The following is a 3,300-nucleotide window of genomic DNA, read 5'->3' as shown; positions in this document are numbered from 1 at the left end:
CGACCTGGAACTCGGAGGGAAAGCTCCGGCGGTCGTCCTCCCCGACACCGACGTCGAGAACGCGGCGCGCGGCGTCGCCCGAGGAATCTTCTCCAATGCCGGGCAGAATTGCGTCGCTACCTCACGTGCCATCGTCCACGAAGACGTGAAGGAGGAATTCACCGAACTCGTGGTCCGGGAAGCGGAACGTATCTCCCTCGGGCCGGGGGGCGATCCGACGACTGATATGGGGCCGGTTATCTCGGCGGGAGCGCAGGACGACATTCTCGGCTACATCGAAGCGGGACGGGAGGAGGGTGCGACCCTCCGAACCGGTGGGAATGTCCCGGACGATCCGGAGTTGCAGGACGGACACTTCGTCGAACCGACCGTGTTCGATGACGTGACACCGGACATGCAAATTGCGCGCGAGGAGATATTCGGCCCGGTGCTCTCGATACTGAGCGTCGAATCGGTCGATGAAGCCGTCGCCGTGGCGAACGACTCGCCGTACGCGCTGGCGGCGTCCGTCTGGACCGACGGGTTGCACGCCACCCGTATCGCTGACCGACTCGACCACGGCCTCGTCGCAGTCAACACGTTCCCCGTGTCGATGCCCCAGAGCCCGTGGGGAGGGAACAAGGAGAGCGGTCTGGGACGGGAAGGCGGTTACGAGGGCGTCGAGGCGTTCACCACCGTAAACAGCGTCGTCGTCGAGCACGGCGAAATGGAACCCTATTAACCACGTCAGCAGGGCGAACGGACGTCAGGGAATCGAACAAGGATGAAACCGATTCCCGCTCAGTGTACTCCCTTAACGAAGAAATCCAAGCGAGCCGCCGTGACTATTTAAATACTCATAGGTATGGGGAGTAACGGGTATGAATCGAATACTGGTACTATCTACCCCGTAACCGGAACGCTGCACACAGTGCCGAATTCACGATACTCATAGAACACGGTACCACAACAATGACACAACAATTAGCGGAATGGAACGTCCCGAATAGGATCCTGTTTGGTCGTGGAGCTTCAGACGAAGTCGGTTCGTACATCGACCGATTCGATGCGGAACGTGCGCTCGTCGTGACCGACGAAGGTGTTCGCGAGGCTGGTGTTCTCGAACCGGTACTCGAATCGATCGAGGAAGCCGGAAAGGAGTATGCCATCTTCGACGGTGTTCAGCCGGATCCGACGGACACAGTCGTTCACGAGGCAGCGGACGCCTACGACGACGCCGACGCGAACCTCATTCTCGGAATCGGTGGTGGGTCGTCGTTGGACACCGCAAAAGCGGCATCGATCATCGCAGCGAACGACGGCCACATTCTCGACTACGAAGGGAGCGGAAACGTCCCGGAGTCCCCCCCGCCGAGTATCTACATACCAACGACGTCCGGAACCGGGAGCGAGGTCGGCCATTGGTGTATCGTGAAGGACTCCGAGACCGACGTCAAAGAGGAAATCGGGGACGTGAAACTCCTTGCCGACCTCGCGTTGATCGATCCCGATCTGACGGCGAGCGCACCACCGCCGGTAAAAGCGGCGACTGGAATGGACGTGTTGACGCACGCCATCGAAGCGTACGTGTCGATCAAGGCACAAAGTCAGACCTCCGCTATCGCGCTCGACTCGATCGAGAAAGTCGGCGAATTCCTCCCCCGTGCCGTCGAGTACCGTGACGGCGACCCCGCTGCGCTCACGGCGATGGCGAGGGCAAGTATGCAGGCCGGGATGGCGTTCAACGGCGCTGGATTGGGCGCAGTGCACGCGCTCTCTCACCAAGTCGGCGGTCAGTTTGGCGTTCCACACGGATTGGTCAACGCGATCATCCTTCCGTACGTGATGGAGTACAACCTGCCGCAAGTTCCCGAGGAGTTCTGTGCTATCGCGGAGCGCCTCGGCGAACCGGTCGACCGCAACCGCCGAACAGAGCTAGAGGCCTACAAAGCCGTTCGTGCGGTACGCGAACTGGGTGACTCGGTCCGGATCCCCAGGACGCTGGACGAGACGGCGGCCGAACGCGAGGCGATTCCTGCGTTGGCAGAACAGGCACTCGAAGACGGAAGTCTCACTGGAAATCCTCGTTTGACCGATGTAGACGACATGGAGCACATCCTCGAACGGGCCTTCGACGGCGTATTCGAGTACGAATCACGCCTGTGAATCCCCGTCGGGACTAAAACTCACGCGTTTTTTGCCATCTCCGCCGACAATCGAGCTTTCAGTGTCGGAATAGGGAGCCCAACTCGATTTCGGAGTAATCGACGTCGATTACTCCGAAGTGCATATTACTCCCGCGACATCTCGACGATGAGGGTGCGCTTCATCTCGTTGCCTTTCGTTCTATCGTCCGTGTTCCCTCTTAGTACCGGTACATCGTCCGTGTTCCCTCTTAGTACCGGTACATCGTCCGTCTCCTTTCGCAAGAGACTATACAGTTTGCATCCAACTTATCGGCGTTGGTGATATAATGGCTCTTCTACCCGAACCATCGCCCGATATCGACACTGCACAGACGGGGGATATCGAATTGTTGGATATCAATGAACAGGACATGGACTCGGTTTTGAGTACGCTGTCATCCAAGACCGCTCGAACGCTCCTCGTCGCAATTACAGAGGAACCGGGAACGCCGTCCGCGCTCGCTACCCGTCTCGATGTCTCGCTTCAGACGGTCTCATACCATGTCGACGCCCTCGAAGGAGCGGACCTGATCAGGGTCGCGGGGACACGGTACTCCGAGAAAGGACGCGAGATGAAGATCTATGCGCCGTGCGAAAATCCCGTCGTTCTCGTCTTCGGTGCCGACTGAGGAGCGATTATTCCGCTCGTCGATCCATCTCCTCCGACGTACTCCCCCCCAGACTTTTTCCGATTCCACAACGAGTGTACATTACCACCAATGGGTTTCGTGAACAAACTCAAAGAGCTATTCACGACGAAGAGTGATGCGCGATTTGAATGCCAGATGTGCGGTGAAACCTTCGATACCGTAGAAGGGGTATGTCCGGAGTGTGGTGGCCAAGTCACGAAGCAGGGCCAACTGTCGTCCGATAATCGGCCCGGACCCTGATGACGGGTGCGAGTACTGTTGGCTGACGACCAACGTCGATCCATCGTCGGTCCAAGTACAAACGAATCCACACAACAGATGCGGAGCACACGACAGACGGGATTGTCTCACGATGTTCGAGGAGTTCGAACTTCCGACTCCGATCGTTGGTAAGCAACGGGTCTGCAAGTAGACGTCGAATCCCCATTTATGGTGCCACACATTACTGTCTTATTTTCGAACAGTAGCACAAAGCATATACCGAA

At 58.0% G+C, this 3,300-nt stretch carries 3 protein-coding genes; all 3 read left to right on the top strand.

From position 1 onward, the window contains the following. Positions 1–721 (top strand): aldehyde dehydrogenase family protein (locus tag WBV42_RS10340; RefSeq protein WP_423985956.1); only part of this gene is annotated, 721 nt, incomplete at its 5' end. Between the two features lie 230 nt (positions 722–951). Further along, complete coding sequence (locus WBV42_RS10335) at positions 952–2,145, top strand: iron-containing alcohol dehydrogenase family protein (RefSeq protein WP_423985955.1); 1,194 nt, start codon at positions 952–954, stop codon at positions 2,143–2,145. A 307-nt stretch (positions 2,146–2,452) separates the two neighbouring features. Continuing rightward, positions 2,453–2,794: an ArsR/SmtB family transcription factor gene (locus WBV42_RS10330; protein ID WP_423985954.1), complete on the top strand. Its 342-nt coding sequence runs from the start codon at positions 2,453–2,455 to the stop codon at positions 2,792–2,794. Positions 2,795–3,300: the final 506 nt, after the last annotated feature.

The sequence above is a fragment of the Haladaptatus sp. genome (assembly GCF_049589095.1).
Classification (GTDB): Archaea; Halobacteriota; Halobacteria; order Halobacteriales; family Haladaptataceae; genus Haladaptatus.
Note: the sequence above shows the minus strand (reverse complement) of the source record. Positions and strands in the feature narration are given on the sequence as shown.